The organism is Fibrobacter sp. UWR2, assembly GCF_002210285.1.
GTDB lineage: Bacteria > Fibrobacterota > Fibrobacteria > Fibrobacterales > Fibrobacteraceae > Fibrobacter.
Genome location: NZ_MWQE01000002.1, coordinates 200,792 through 215,020, shown reverse-complemented (window position 1 = coordinate 215,020; position 14,229 = coordinate 200,792). Strand labels below are relative to the sequence as shown.

General features: G+C 51.3%; 11 protein-coding genes. 7 read left to right on the top strand and 4 right to left on the bottom strand.

Features of this window, described 5'->3' with window-relative positions:
• Positions 1-56: 56 nt before the first annotated feature.
• Entirely contained in the window at positions 57-1,361 is a 1,305-nt protein-coding gene (locus tag B7994_RS05105; RefSeq protein WP_088637392.1) for a hypothetical protein, read from the bottom strand.
• Between the two features lie 302 nt (positions 1,362-1,663).
• Between B7994_RS05105 and B7994_RS05100 the strand changes: the two genes are divergently transcribed.
• The 7 genes from B7994_RS05100 to B7994_RS05070 all read left to right on the top strand — a co-directional run bounded on the left by B7994_RS05100 (position 1,664) and on the right by B7994_RS05070 (position 10,364).
• Positions 1,664-2,500: an AraC family transcriptional regulator gene (locus B7994_RS05100; protein WP_088637391.1), complete on the top strand. Its 837-nt coding sequence runs from the start codon at positions 1,664-1,666 to the stop codon at positions 2,498-2,500.
• Between the two features lie 35 nt (positions 2,501-2,535).
• Positions 2,536-4,287 carry an ABC transporter ATP-binding protein gene (locus B7994_RS05095; protein WP_233143054.1) on the top strand — a complete coding sequence of 584 codons (1,752 nt, stop codon included), beginning with the start codon at positions 2,536-2,538 and terminating at the stop codon, positions 4,285-4,287.
• Positions 4,280-6,016: an ABC transporter ATP-binding protein gene (locus B7994_RS05090; RefSeq protein ID WP_088637554.1), complete on the top strand. Its 1,737-nt coding sequence runs from the start codon at positions 4,280-4,282 to the stop codon at positions 6,014-6,016. The genes B7994_RS05095 and B7994_RS05090 overlap by 8 nt, the downstream gene beginning before the upstream one ends.
• Positions 6,017-6,095: 79 nt before the next feature.
• Positions 6,096-6,647, top strand: coding sequence for a DUF3793 family protein (locus B7994_RS05085; protein WP_158213078.1), 552 nt, complete (start codon positions 6,096-6,098; stop codon positions 6,645-6,647).
• Positions 6,648-6,696: 49 nt separating this feature from the next.
• On the top strand, positions 6,697-7,125 hold the full coding sequence (locus B7994_RS05080) for a flavodoxin (protein WP_088637388.1): 429 nt from the start codon (positions 6,697-6,699) through the stop codon (positions 7,123-7,125).
• Positions 7,126-7,262: 137 nt separating this feature from the next.
• Positions 7,263-9,560 carry an RND family transporter gene (locus B7994_RS05075; protein ID WP_233143053.1) on the top strand — a complete coding sequence of 766 codons (2,298 nt, stop codon included), beginning with the start codon at positions 7,263-7,265 and terminating at the stop codon, positions 9,558-9,560.
• Positions 9,561-9,575: 15 nt separating this feature from the next.
• Complete coding sequence (locus tag B7994_RS05070; protein WP_088637386.1) at positions 9,576-10,364, top strand: ZIP family metal transporter; 789 nt, start codon at positions 9,576-9,578, stop codon at positions 10,362-10,364.
• Positions 10,365-10,372: 8 nt separating this feature from the next.
• Here the strand turns inward: B7994_RS05070 and feoB are convergent, their stop codons facing one another.
• The 3 genes from feoB to B7994_RS05055 all read right to left on the bottom strand — a co-directional run bounded on the left by feoB (position 10,373) and on the right by B7994_RS05055 (position 14,228).
• Entirely contained in the window at positions 10,373-12,412 is a 2,040-nt protein-coding gene (feoB, locus tag B7994_RS05065) for a ferrous iron transport protein B (protein ID WP_233143051.1), read from the bottom strand.
• A 2-nt stretch (positions 12,413-12,414) separates the two neighbouring features.
• The gene (locus B7994_RS05060) at positions 12,415-12,666 is read right to left on the bottom strand and encodes a FeoA family protein (RefSeq protein WP_233143049.1); all 252 of its coding nucleotides are present in this window, start codon (positions 12,664-12,666) and stop codon (positions 12,415-12,417) included.
• A gap of 221 nt (positions 12,667-12,887) precedes the next feature.
• Positions 12,888-14,228, bottom strand: coding sequence for a lipopolysaccharide assembly protein LapB (locus B7994_RS05055; protein ID WP_144063759.1), 1,341 nt, complete (start codon positions 14,226-14,228; stop codon positions 12,888-12,890).
• Between the last annotated feature and the right edge of the window lies 1 nt (position 14,229).

Sequence of the window (14,229 nt, the reverse complement as noted above, 5' to 3'; positions counted from 1 at the left end):
GCGGGAACGGACCATCGTGTTTATGAGGACTATATAGGTTAAGGGTTTATAAGAGCCTATTTAAGCGGCACAATCCACATCGGGATAGGCTCGACCGTAGCGATCTTTTCGGCCTTTTCTTTCTTCGGGTCATAACGGAAGTAGGCGTTGCCGCCCTCTTCGGTCGAGACCGCGAAAATGACATTGCCATCTTCTTCGATGTAGGTGCCGTAGCTAGCCCAGCTAGAAGAATAACCAATCGGGAGCGCCTTCATGGTCTTCTTGGCAAGGTCAATTTCAACCGGCTTGCAGGTGTTATTGTGGTAGCTGTCCATGTCGGTCCAGACCTGCTGCAGGTCCACCATCACGTTCAAGAAAGAATAGACGATTTCGCCCTTGGGCACGCTGATTACGCCAAGGTACTTGTAATTTCCCTTCTCGGTAACGTCCTTGATAGCGAGTTCATCCGAAACGTTCCAAACGTAATCCTTGTCGAACTTGGTTTCGCCCACCTTGATGCGCAAGAAACCATCCTTCTGGCCCGGAGCGTAGCCCCAAGAGGCGTTGCTGTAGCAGTAGATGTAATCATCGACAACAATGAACGCATGGTTCTGGGAGTCATCAAGCGAACCCACGGCTGCAACGCGGTCATCTTCGGCCACGGCAATCACGGAATCCTTTTCGACGTCAATGATCGCGACCTGGGCCGTATTGCCGGTAGCATAGTCGCTCACGTTCTGCAACAGGCCGACATAGAGACGACCGTCCACGATCACGCCTGTACCCGGGCTTACCACGAGAGCATCGTCGCCCTTGTATTCGGAAAGGTCAATCGCACCCGTGCGCTTCATGGTCTTCGGGTTGATGATGAGCAGCGAGTCGAGCATGCCGCCCAAGTAAGCCTTTTCTTCGTTCACGAAGTAGATATGGTTTGCCCATACGCCCGCGAGCGAAAGTTCCGCGGTCTTGCTACCAATCTTGTTATTAGCATCGAGGCTGTAGCGGGCAATGGTGCCCACGTCAAGGTCAGCAATGAACAGGGAATTGTCGTAATAGACAACACCTGCGCGGGTGCCGACTTCGATGTAGTCCTTGCCCAGATCGCCAGTGTGGTCCAGGGACATCGTACCGATGAACATCGTCTCGCCCGAGGCGATAGACGTTGCGAATTCGCGCTTGTATTCGCTCTTGTCTTCCTTCTTGGAACTGCTGGATTTATCCTTGCTATCGCTAGATTTGTCCTTGCTGTCGCTGGATTTTTTGGTAGACGAGGAGGAAAGTTCCTTTTCATCGTCACCGTTAGCAGAAGAAGAGTTGTCGTCGCCGCAAGCGACAAGCATGCTGAACGATACAGCAAGAGCCGCCAGAAAACGTGTTTTCATATATACTCCTTGATTGAGATGCGGGAAAACCGCGGTTGTTAATTTTGCGGAGCATTTTAGAAATGTCGTCCGGGGAGTTCTGCTCCAAACGGAGGAGGAAAAATCCGAAAAGACCGGGATTCTTTTCTTGAAACACAGACTCCATTTAGTCCATTTTCACCCCATTCAGACATTTTTGCAATAAAAATTTTCTATTGACGTCACAAAATTAGCCTTGACAAAGTTTCGTTCACTTGTTAGATTTGTCTTACTTTTTAAGATTAGACTAACAAACTCAGTCTGAATCGATTTATGAGGAAAGAATGCTAAACATCAAAGGAATTGAATGGTTGCACAAAGTCGGGTGCTACCATACAACACTTGAAAGGGACCCGTTTCTCATTCTTGAATTTTGCCGGAAGGGGCGCATCAGTTGGGCGGGCGGAGCGCTCCCCTGCAATCAGCTGAATGCAGGAGAAATGCTGGTTTACGACGCCTGGACTTCGGGTGCGCTGACGCGTTCTGCCGATTACTGCGGTGACCGTATTTTATTCTACGATGAATCGGAAAAGTACATCCAGGATCATTTTGCGGGCTTTTCGCTTGACCTCAGGACTCTCGCGCAAAAAATGTGCCGTCCGGGACGCCCGTTTATCGTGCACACCAAGGAAGAGGTGGCACGCGCCTTCGAAAAAATCGAAAACAAGCCCGAAAAAACACAGGCGGAATACGGCAGGCTCGCCATTTTGGAGCTTTTGCTCACCCTAAAGAATCTGGATACGCAGCGCGAGTTCGCCTGCCGCGAATGCAACCTCTCTTCGCTCCAGATTGAAAAAATCTACTGCATTCGTTCGTTTATCTGCGAAAACATCGACAATCACTGGACTATCGACGAACTTTCAGACAAATTCGATATGCCGGTGACCGCGATGAAGCTTTGCTTCAAGAACGTGTTCGGATTGCCGGTATTTACCTACGCCCGCCGCGAGCGCATGAAAATCGCCGCCAAGGAACTCCGCGAAAGTGACCGCGGGATTCTCGAGATTGCAGGCGAAGTCGGTTACAATAACGGGAGCAAGTTTGCCCACGCCTTCCAAGATGTGATGGGCATGACCCCCAAGGAATACAGGAAAAAGTACAGGATGACAAACGTCGCATAATTATGAAAAAGACATTCTCTAAACTTTACACATACATGGGATCGCGAAAACCGCTGTTCCCGCTAGCATTGATTCTCTCGGCATTGAGCGCCATCGCAGGGCTCGTGCCGTTTTTACTGATGTGGCAGATTGTCCGCGAGGTTATCTCTGGCGGCGACATGACGAACATCAAGATTTTCGACTATTCCATCGGAGCGGTTCTCGCCTCGGTCGCAAGCGTTTTGCTCTACTTTGCGGCCCTCGCCTGCTCGCACATGGTTGCATTCAGGCTCGAAGGCGACCTGCGTCGATTCGCCATGAAAAAGTTGATGTCAGCTCCGCTTGGATTTTTCGACAAGAACCCGACGGGCAAACTCCGCAAGATTATCGACGACAATGCTGCAATTACGCACACCTTCATCGCACACGAGATGCCCGATATATCGGGCACCATCCTGATTCCCATCGTGGCGCTTGTGATGATGTTCGTTTTCGATTGGCGACTCGGCCTTGCCTCTTTGGTGCCTATCGCATACGCCTTGTTCATTTTGGGTACCCTTGGCCGCAGGGGAACCAAGTTCATGGAACGCTACATGCAGGCCCTCGAAGAGATGAACTCCGAAGCGGTGGAATACGTGCGCGGGATTCCCGTAGTCAAGGTTTTCCAGCAGACGATTTTTTCGTTCAAGAGTTTCTACAACAGTATCGTGACTTACCACAAGATGGTCACAGCCTATTCCAACAACTGGAAGGTCCCTTACTGCATCTACACGATTCTCGTGAACGGATTCGTGCTGTTCCTGGTGCCGACGGCAGCGCTCATTATCGGTAACGACGGCGATGTAAAGCTCACCATCGTGAACATGATGATTTACGTGCTGGTAACACCACTGTTCTCGCAGTGCGTGATGCGCAGCATGTACCTGAGCAATGCCACGAACCAGGCGGGAATCGCGGTTGACCGTATCAACGATATCGCCCGCACCAAGGATTTGGAGGTTTGCGAAAATCCGGTGCCGATGCAAAAGTTCGATGTGGAATTCCGGAACGTGAACTTTACCTACCCTGATACCGACAAGCAGGTATTGAGCGATATTTCGCTCACAGTACCGGCTGGTCACACGGTAGCACTTGTCGGGCCTTCGGGCGGCGGCAAGAGTACGATTGCAAAACTCCTACCGCGCTTCTTTGACGTCGATAGCGGCGAAATTACTATTGGCGGTGTGCCCGTGAAGCAGATTGACCCGAAGGAGCTGATGAAGAACGTTTCGTTCGTGTTCCAGAATACTCGCCTTTTCAAGATGAGCATTTTGGATAACGTTCGCTATGGCATGCCCGACGCGACTCTCGAGCAGGTAAACAAGGCGCTCGACCTTGCGCAGTGTCGCGAAATCATCGACAAGTTGCCAGGCGGCATCGATACCATTATCGGGAGCAAGGGAACTTACCTTTCAGGTGGCGAGCAGCAGCGAGTGGTGCTTGCGCGCGCCATCTTGAAGAACGCCCCCATCGTGGTGCTCGACGAGGCGACCGCCTTTGCTGACCCAGAAAACGAACGCCTGATTCAAGAAGCATTGCACAAACTGGCCGCAGGCAAGACTGTGCTGATGATCGCCCACAGGCTTACAAGCGTGGTGAACGCAGACCAGATTATCGTTGTCGAAGATGGCGAAATCGCCGAACGCGGAACGCACAACGAATTACTTGAAAAGAACGGCGTTTACGCCAAGATGTGGGCCGAATACCAGCAGTCCGTCACATGGACCCTCGACAATTCAAAGGATAATGAAGGAGGCGAAAATGTATAAGTGGGTTCAGAATACTTTTGCTCTTTCGGAAGAAGGTTCGCGCACGTTTGTCCGTGGCGTACTGTGGACATTCCTGCACTTTGTTTCGCTCATGTTCCCGATGATGATGCTCTTTTACTTTTTGATGGAGCAGATGGGCGTCGGTGAATTTGCAGGCAAGACTCCGCACGGAACCTTGTTCTATGTGGGAATTGCTGCAGTCCTGTTTATCGTGATGCTTGTCATTTACAGGTTCTCGTACAGCGCGACTTACAGCAGCGTGTATGACGAAAGCATGCGCCGCCGCGTCTCGATTGCCGAAAAGCTTCGCAAACTGCCGCTCTCGTTCTTTGGCAAGAAGAATCTTTCGGACTTGACTTCGACCATCATGGACGACTGCAACGCACTCGAAATGATTTTCTCGCATGCAGTGCCGGAACTTTTCGCCGCCATCGGAAGTGTCACCATAATTGGCATTATGCTGTTCTGCTACAACTGGAAAATGTCTATCGCACTTTTCTGGGTGGTGCCTGCAGCAGCATTGCTCATTGCGCTTTCCAAGAAAATTCAGGACCGCTGGTTCGAAAATTCATATAACGCCCGCCGCATGATTATGGAAGACATCCAGGAAGGTCTCGAAAACGTGCAGGAAATCCGCTCGTATTCGGGCGAAGCCGCCTACCTCAACCATTTTGACAAAGACTGCATCAACTACGAAAAATCGCAGATGGATTCCGATATCAAGGTTGGCATGTTCCTGAATTCGGCGCAGGGCATTCTCAAGATGGGCCTTGCCACGGTGCTGATTACTGGCGCACGCCTTTGGACCAAGGGCGAAATTGACGTGTTTACTTACTTGGTGTTCATCGTCTGCGCGGCAACGGTCTACAATCCGGTTTACCTGGTGTTCAACAACCTCGCTGAACTGTTCTTTGTGAACGTGCGCCTGCGCCGGTTCCGCGAAATGGACCAGATGAAACCTCAAGATGGTGTAACCATATTCACTCCCCAGAATTACGATATCGAATTCAAGGACGTCGATTTCAATTACAACGAGAACAAGCAAGTCCTGAAAAAGGTTTCGTTCACGGCAAAGCAGGGCGAAATCACAGCACTTGTGGGCCCGAGCGGTAGCGGAAAGACGACTGCAGCAAAGCTCGCGGCACGTTTCTGGGACATTCAGGGCGGCACGATAACGCTCGGCGGGCAGGATATCAGCAAGATTGATCCCGAAACGCTCCTCATGAATTTCTCCATCGTCTTCCAGGACGTGGTGCTGTTCAACACGAGCATCAAGGACAACATCCGCATCGGCAAACGCAGCGCCAGCGACGAAGAAATCCTGAAGGTTGCAAAACTTGCGGGCTGCGACGATTTCGTGCAGAAGATGCCGCAGGGCTACGACACTGTCATCGGCGAAAACGGCGAAACGCTCTCGGGCGGTGAACGCCAACGCATCTCGATTGCGCGCGCCCTGTTGAAGGATGCGCCCATCATCTTGCTCGACGAAGCGACCGCAAGCCTCGATGTGGAAAACGAATCCAAGATCCAGCGCGGCATTTCGCAGCTGGTGAAGGGCAAAACAGTCATCATCATCGCGCACCGCATGCGCACCATCGCGAACGCCGACAAGGTCGTGGTGCTGCAAGACGGCCACATCGCCGAAACAGGCTCCCCCGCCGAACTCAAGGCGAAAGGCGGCCTGTTCAGCAAGATGCTCGAACTGCAGGAAGTAAACAGAAATGTGTAGTGTGAAATGAGTAATGAAATAATCACACACCTCACACTCCACATCTCACACCCTTTTTAATATGACCGCACAACGATTGATGGATTACAAACTGGTTCGCCAATGCGCCCCGACGCTTGCCGCCCGCAAAATCGGTAGCCTCTTTTGCGTCGAAAACTGCATGCCGATGCATGAGCCGCTATGCGCTTTACTTGCCCGCTGGAACCGTGAACTGAATCCGTCGGGCATATTCGTGCGCGTCGTTGCCGAGCGATGCGGGCGAAGCTTCGTGTACGTTTACCGCCGCAACCTCCTGAAGCGTCTGTGCGAAGCCAGCGATATTCGGCACTTTCTCGAACAATACGACTACAGGCATTTTGACGAAGACAAACTCATTGCAAACCTGACATACCGTATTAGCAAGTGCCACTGCTTTCCGCACGAAATCGGGCTTTTCTTGGGCTACCCGCTCGAAGATGTCAAGGGGTTCATCGCCAATGGCGGTCAAAACTGCAAAAGTTGCGGTTACTGGAAGGTGTATGGCGACGTAGAAACGGCGGAAAAGCGCTTTGAATGCTTCAGGAAATGTTTTACGGTCATGAGCAACCTCTTTGAACGCGGCTACTCGCTCCCGATGCTCGCCGTCGGGTAAAACTTTTAACAAACAACAGAGCCAAAGGCTCGTCAATAGGAGAATCACAATGGAAAAAATCGCAGTCATTTACTGGAGCGGAACCGGCAACACCGAACTGATGGCAAAGTACGTCGCCGAAGGTGCCAAAGCAGCAGGTGCCGAAGCCGACGTGTTCAGCGTTTCGGATTTTTCTCAGAATCAGCTGAGCGAATACACCCGCTATGCGCTTGGTTGCCCCGCCATGGGCGCAGAAGAACTTGAAGATTCCGAATTCCAGCCCTTCTACGAAGCCGTCAAGCCTTCGCTCAACGGCAAGAAGGTCGCCCTGTTCGGCTCTTACGGCTGGGGTGGCGGCGAATGGATGAACCCGTGGAAGGCCGACGCCGAAGCCGCCGGTCTCGTGCTTGTAGCCGAACCGCTCGCCATTGAGAACGCCCCCGATGACGCCGGCAAGGCCGCCTGCCAGGATCTCGGCAAGGCACTCGCCACCGCCTAAAATGAAAGATTCTTTTTTATTGTGTTTTGGAATGAAGTAGCCCTGACGGAATTACACTCCGTTGGGGCTTTTGGAGGATTTTTACAATGCAAGTTTCTCGTGTCAACAAGGTTTTTGCCCGATTGGGGCGTTTTCAGGTGAAGTTTCGCTGGTTGATTCTGCTGGTAACGGCAATTGTGACCTTTTTGGCGTGTCTCGGGCTCCCGCAACTGCAGATGACGAGCAGCGAAGAGGACTGGTTTGACGACTGGGACAAGGTGAAAATCGACCAGGCGCACTTCAACGAAAAATTCGGCAGCGACGATGGCTACATGGTGATGGTCCGTGCCGACGACGTTTTTGCGCCGGAGGTGTTGCAGGCAATTGACAGGCTTTCGCGCAGGCTCGAAAACGAGGTGCCGTACGCCGACCGCGTTGTTTCACTGACGCACAATTTGTCGATTCCGGTTGCAAACGACGAAGGCTTCGAAGTCATCGACCCATTCGAGGGCGGCGTTCCCAATGACCCGCAAGAACTGGAATCGAAAAAGCGACTGATCCTTTCCCGCGAATCGCTCGTGAACAACATCGTCTCGGACGACGCGAAAGAAACATGGATTATCCTCTCGCTGAAATCTTACGAAGGCGGAGTCGATTTCGGCAAGGACAGCATTGCGCCTTTCGCCCGCGAGGTCATCTATTCCGACGAATTCAAGAGCGACAAGTTCGAGATGCTCCCGACGGGCATGAGCTACACAGAGATGGAAGAAAACGAGGTCATTTCGCGGGAATGCGCCGTGCGCATCGGTTTCGGATTCCTGGTGATGCTCGTATGCCTTATCTTGTTCGTAAGGTCTTTCCGCGGCGTGGTGGTGCCCGCGATTGCAACGGTCGGCGGCATCGCTTCGGTACTCGGCATCAATGCGTGGCTCGGCGTTATTGGCGACGAGAGCATGGTCGCGCTCCCGGTGCTTTTGGGCATGGCACTTTCAGCAGGCTATTCCATCCACTATATCAATTCATTCCGCATGCATTTTAGGCGCACGGGCAACCGCCGCGAATCCGTGATTTGCGCCGTCGAAGAAACGGGCTGGCCCATTCTCTTTACCGTCATCACCACGGTCGCATCGCTCCTTTCGTTCCTGTTCGCAGGCATCCGCCCCATCCGTTGGATTGGCGGGATTTCGGCGGGCATCGTCACGATGGTTTACTTGTACGTCATCATCTTGATTCCGATTCTCATGAGCTTCGGCAAGAATGATAAACCAGACCCGACGCAAGTAAAGTCGGCGGGGGCCACCAAGGCGGACATCCTCTTTGAATTCTTCGGGCGCAAGGTGTGCAGGCACAGCGTTGTTGTCGCAGTAATTTCGGCGGCGGTGATGTTGCTGCAAATTCCAGGAATGATGCGTATCGACGTGAATATGGATTACACTGAAACCATGGGCGAAAAGATTCCCTTCGTGATGCGGCTCAAGGACATGCTCAGCGGAAAACTCGGAAGCCTTTACGACTTCAACGTGATGGTGGAATTCGAGAACGACGATGCGCTCAAGGACCCCGCCAACATGAAACGCATCGAGCAACTCGAACAGAAACTCGGCACACTCCAACTCACCAAGATTTCGGGCGACAAGCCGCGCGTGCAATCGGTGACGCGCCTCGTGAAAGAGATGAACCGCACGCTGAACGCCGACAGTATCGAGTATTACAAGATTCCCGACGCGCAGGACATGCTCACGCAACTGCTGTTCCTGTACGAAATCTCGGACCCCGATGCGCTCTTTGAACGCATGGACGAAAATTACAAGACAACCTTCATTCACATAGAACTGGCCGGCTATGATGCCAACAAAATCGTCGAGGACCTGGATTCGGCAAACGCTTATGCCGCCCGCATTTTCCCCGATGCGAAAGTCTCCGTGGTGGGTGAAGTCGTGAACTACGCCGAAATGAATGGCAAGCTGGTCGGTGGGCTATTGCGCTCGTTCGGCGGGTCGTTCGTGATTATCGCCATCATGATGATTCTTGCGTTCGGGAGCATCAAGGCGGGCCTTATCGGGATGATTCCAAACGTCGCGCCCGTCCTCCTGATTGGCGGCGTCATGGGCTATTCGGGCATGCCGCTCGACATGATTACGATGATCGTGATGCCAATGATTTTGGGCATCGCTGTTGACGACACCATCCACATGAACAACCACATCAAATACGGCTTTGAACGCACAGGCAGTTACAGACACGCGCTACTGCTCTCTTACCGCGAAATCGGAAAGACCATGGGCATGACCACTTTCATCCTTTGCGCGATGTTCTTCGTATTCATCTTCAGCCCTATGGGCGCGCTCCACAACGTGGGCCTGCTCTCCATCGTGGGTCTTGGAGCCGCACTCATCGCCGACTACACGCTTACCACCGCCCTTGTGTACCTCACAAAACCGTACGGGAAAGGTTAATACTATCTTTATGGCATGAGCCAACCAATTGCACAAATTGCCCAGGGTCTTGCCATCCCGTTCCTAGGGACGGTTCTCGGTGCCGCCTGCGTATTCTTTATGAAAAAGCAGATGGGGCAAAATCTCAAACGTGGTCTTTTGTCGTTTGCGGCGGGCGTCATGGTGGCGGCCTCCGTCTGGAGCCTACTTTTGCCCGCAATCAGCGCGAGCGAATCGATGGGCAAACTGGCTTTCATCCCGGCGACGGTCGGATTCTGGGCCGGCATCCTGTTCCTGTACATTTTGGATAAAATAACACCGCACTTGCATTTGGGTAGCGCCACGCCAGAAGGCCCCAAGGCAAAACTGAAGCGTACGACCATGCTTACGCTGGCGGTGACATTGCACAACTTGCCCGAGGGCATGGCTGTCGGTATCGTTTTCGCAGGCTGGCTTTCGGGGAATGTAGCCATCACGCTTTCGGGTGCGTTTGCGCTTGCCATAGGCATCGCCATTCAGAATTTCCCCGAAGGAGCGGTGGTTTCGCTCCCGCTCCGTGCCGAAGGGGCTTCCCGCAAGAAGGCTTTTGCCCTGGGCGCACTTTCCGGAGCCGTAGAACCTGTAGGCGCGTTAATCACGCTGCTTGCGGCTGAGGCGCTTTCGCCGTTTATGCCCTACCTGCTCTCGCTTGCGGCAGGAGCCATGATTTACGTGGTTGTAGAAGAAATGCTCCCCGAAGTCAGCGAAGGAGAGCATTTTGATGCCGGCACCATCCTTTTTGCCGTGGGTTTCACGCTCATGATGGTGCTCGACAGCGCGCTATAAAATTTCACTTAGAAAATCAGCAATCCGATGTGGTAGCCGACAAAGGCGAGCCCGAGCGAAAGTGCCAAGTAGTAGCCCATGATGGTCGCAAGCCACTTGAACGAACCGGCCTCACGGTAGGTGGTGCCCATCGCCAACACGCAGGGAACGTTGAACATCGACGCAAACAAGAACGCAAGCGCTTCAGGCTTGGTGATGGTACTTGCAAGCACCTCGCCCAAGTTTTCGCTTGCAGCCACGCGGGTCACAAGAGAGAACGCCTCGCCGGTGTGGTTGAAAAGCGTACTCATGATACCGAGCGATGCTTCCTTGCTGAACATGCCGCCCAAATAAGAGACGAACAGTTCCCAGCGCATTCCGAAGAACATCGTCACGGGCTCAATCGCATTGCCAATCTTGTACAGGAGCGTATTTTCCACATTCCCGTCGCCTGCGTAAGAGAGTGCCCAGAAAAGGGCCGCCACCATCAGGATCATCTTCAAGGCCTTCTTGAAAATGCCCCAGGTGCTGCGCCCGACCATCGCAGCAATCATCTTCCAGTGCGGTTTGTGATACGGTGGCAATTCCATAATCATGCCCACGCGTTCATTCTGCGGGACAAGCTTTTTGCCGAACAGGCGCGAAGACAGGTAGAAGCTGGCAAAAATCAACGCCACGTAGCCGATGCCAAACAGCGGTGCGGCCGACCCGAAGAAAGTCGACGCCAGGAACAGCACGACGGCCACCTTGCTCCCGCACGGGATGGCCCACAATAGAACGAGCGCAAGCAGGCGTTGTCCGCGGGTATCAAGCACGCGCGTACCGCAAACTGCACCCGCCGTGCAGCCAATTCCGGAAAACAGCGGCATAATCGCCTTGCCCTGTAAGCCCAGGCGCGAAAGCCAGTTGTCGAACGCATACGAGAAACGCGCCATGTAGCCGATTTCTTCGAGGATGCGGAAAACGAAAATGATGGAGAAAATGAAACTCGTCATACAAATCGTGATGCAAGTTCCACCGACGAGCACCAGATTGATGAACGAAATCACCACAGGCCAGACGCCAAGCGCGTTGCTAACGCGTTCCACAAGCGACTGCAATACAGGCTGTATTCCAAAACCGATTCCCATGCCCGGAAACGCGAGAATCATACATGCAATCAGCGATACAACCATGATGCCGAACGCAAAGAACTTGCCCTTGATATGGTGCGTGGCGATGCGGTCCCACTTGCTGAAGACCTTCTCGATGGACTTGGGCGTCGCCGATTCACGCACGATCTTCGAAACCCAGCGATACTTGGCTTCACCAGTAAGAATACCGCCGTCGCGCCCTTCTTCGCTATCAAGGATTGCATCAATCGCATTTTTGCGGGCAAACGGAAGCGACTCGCGCACGACAGCGCAAATGAGTTTGTCTTTTTCAAGGAGTTTTTCCGCAATCCAAACTTTTTCACAAACGCCGTATTCAAAATCGCCGAGGGTAGCCTCGATACGGCTGATGACATCTTCCCCATTCTTTTTTTCGTCAACGAGTTCTTCGCGCAGGCTCCCGCTATCAAGGCAAACAGGCGTCTTGATGGCCGAAACCATCTTCTTGAAAAAATCTGGATAACGTTCTGTTTCGGCCGCACTGAAGCCAAGCACCGGAACGCCGAGACGCTTTTCAATCGCAGCCACATCAATCTTCTTGCCCGCCGCTTCGGCCACATCCATCATGTTGAGCACCAGCATCACAGGCATGCGAATGCCCACAAAATCAGCCAGCATGTAAAGGCTGCGTTCCAACTGTGATGCATCCACCAGAATACAGACGAGGTCGGCCTTACCGCTCTGAATATAGTCGCGCGTGACGACTTCTTCTTCGGAGTTCGCCGAAAGCCCGTAACTGCCCGGAAGGTCAATTACTTTATATATTGTGCCGTCATAAACAAATTCACCTTCGGCCTGCTCTACCGTTTTGCCGGGCCAGTTGCCCACACGCTGGTGAAGTCCCGTAAGGTTGTTAAAAAGCGTCGATTTACCGGAATTGGGCTGCCCGAGCAAAGCAATAGTCTTGATTTCGCTCATTTTTACGATTCCACTTTGACAAAAATCTGTGAACTTTCCTTGTGATTGACCGCAATGACCGTATCTCGGCAAAAAACGAGCACCGGCGAGCGCCCGTCATTCTTGAGGAGCGTAAAGGCGGAACCCGGTGTAAGCCCGATGGAAACAATTCTTGAAATAAAGCGGGAATCGCCCTCAATCTGGGCGACCGTTCCGCAACGATTCTCGCCCATTTCGGCAAGGCTCAAACGGTCAACAAAATCAGCATTTTTCATGCGCCAAAATTAGCCGAAACTCGCACAAAAAACCGCTCCAAATAGGTTTTGAATGCTCCGAGGAGATTTGAAGGGGAAAGTGTTCCCCTCGCTCCAGCCCCGCCCCACCCTTATTGTCATGCCCGACTTGGTCGGGCATCTCTTAAGCCCACCCTAGCGGGTCTTCCGCTACCCTTTCTAGCGGGCTTCATACGCCAGCCCGCAACGCCTGGCTTTTCAAATCAACTCACAATTTTTGATTTTCTTTGACGAGATATTGCCACGCAAATTCTTTTCGCCTGTTCCCGACATTTCTCTAAATCAGAAAGTATAGTTTGAAAATATTCTGCTTCGCGATTATCTTTAGCACAAACGGCTTTTTCACGATAAGATTTTGCCAGTTCGATTATCTTTGGATTCACTTCCATTGGATATCCATATTTTCGGGACGATTCACGAACATCTTCAATTGAAACATCAACCAGCTTGCTTGATTTACTATCAGTCCTATTATTTCGTTTGCCCGGCTCCTCTAGGGGCTTAATATACGCATCGCATAATTTTTTCACACGCAAATTTGTTGCGCATTCTGATCTAGAAAAGATTTGAAAATCCTGAGCGACATTCTTTCTGGTTTTATCCGAAGACGCATATTGCATTTTCAAATAAATACAACATAAAACATCCTTGTTCAAATTCCTGCCATCGAAATAACACATCAAAGCATCATAAAACGCCCTAAAATGGGATGGACGATACGCATATTTTAGGCCTCGAATGATTGTATCTAGGCTTTGTTTCCACTGCCTTCGCTCTAGATACACACGAGCGAGAAACCACAAACCATATGCGGAAACCGGGTTCCATTTCAGTGTCTCATTCAGATATTTTTCTGCTTCTGAATATTTTTTCATTTCAAAAGCAATGGCAGCATTCTCTAAATAAATGTATTCTACCGGACAAATAAAGTTAATGTTCCTAACATTAGAATTTGACGATTTGTTATAATGCTGATAAACAAACCATTCCATTTCGTTCATAATAGAGACATATTGGAAGGATTCATTTGAAACAAACGGATTATCGTCTAATATTTTGAGTAGAGTTTTTGACTGTTTTGACGCATCTTCGAAATTCTTTTTTCTCAACATTCCATTCAACGCCAACAGTTTATCTTCGACGCCTTTGCGTCCACCATATTTTTCTAGACTGGCGCGAAAGAAGTCAGCCTTTATTTGAAAATAATAGTCTTCTATGATATCTTGCTTTTGTGCAGGTGAATTCTTTTTCCACTTTTCGTAATTTTCCACCTTGTTCATGAACCTCATCCAATCATTCATAAGAATGATTGCACACGAAGCATTGTCAAATTCAATAGCCTTTAAGACGAACGAATCTAATTCAGGTTCATCTCTCTCAATACGTTCATTCCACTGTTCACCGTATTTTTCTAAAAAGAGTTCGGCATCATCCTTGCCGAGAAGTTCTTTAACGAACTTTTCAAAACGTTTGATATCGGCATCCTCGGATGTAGTTTTTGTTTTGGGCATAGGATTTATTCTGGCATTTTCAAACCATCTCACA